Below are 746 nucleotides of genomic sequence, written 5' to 3' on the forward strand. Positions count from 1 at the left end.
CGGCGCGGTCGTGTCAGCGGCGGCATCCGTCACCGGCTGAGCGGCGATCTGTGCGGCCTCGGTGGACGGCGTGGCGTCGTTCGACGCGGATGCCGACTGGTCCTGGGGGTTGTCTTCGTTCATGGTGTGTGCTCCTTCGACGACCATTTCAGAATGACGCCTGTATCTGTGCGTTCCTTATGCCGAAGATGAGTTTCAGCTATGGCCTTAGCCTGTTCTTCATGAGTGTCATTCCCGGCGCATGGCGTCGTACCGCAGCGGGGGCAGGTCTGCTCGCTGCCGACGGAACCGTCGCGCCCACCATCTTCGCAGAGATGTCGGCAGCGGCGGCTCGAACCGGGGCGATCAATCTCGGCCAGGGCTTCCCCGACGAGGACGGTCCCGCAGAGGTGCTGGAGGCGGCGCGAGCCGCCATCGCGAGCGGAGCCAATCAGTACCCGCCCGGTCGCGGCACACCGGATCTCCTCGATGCCATCAGCGAGCATCAGCGGCGCTTCTACGGGCTCCGTGTCGATCCTTCCAGCGAGGTGATCGTGACGGCCGGAGCGACGGAGGCCCTGACCGCGACCCTGCTGGCGCTGATCGACGGCCCCGAAGACGAGGTCGTCGTGTTCGAGCCCTACTACGACTCCTATGCCGCCGCCGTGGCCCTCGCGGGGGCACGGCTGCGCACGGTTCCGCTGCGCGCGCCGGACTTCCAACCCGACCTCGAGCGGCTCGCCGCGACGGTGAGCGATCGCACCAGG

At 67.7% G+C, this 746-nt stretch carries 1 protein-coding gene; it reads left to right on the forward strand.

The window, feature by feature from the left end:
- Positions 1-221: 221 nt before the first annotated feature.
- Positions 222-746 (forward strand): aminotransferase class I/II-fold pyridoxal phosphate-dependent enzyme (locus tag KZA10_RS16690; protein WP_218683458.1); only part of this gene is annotated, 525 nt, incomplete at its 3' end.

Source organism: Microbacterium sp. BF1 (assembly GCF_019279095.1).
GTDB classification, from domain to species: Bacteria; Actinomycetota; Actinomycetes; order Actinomycetales; family Microbacteriaceae; genus Microbacterium; species Microbacterium maritypicum.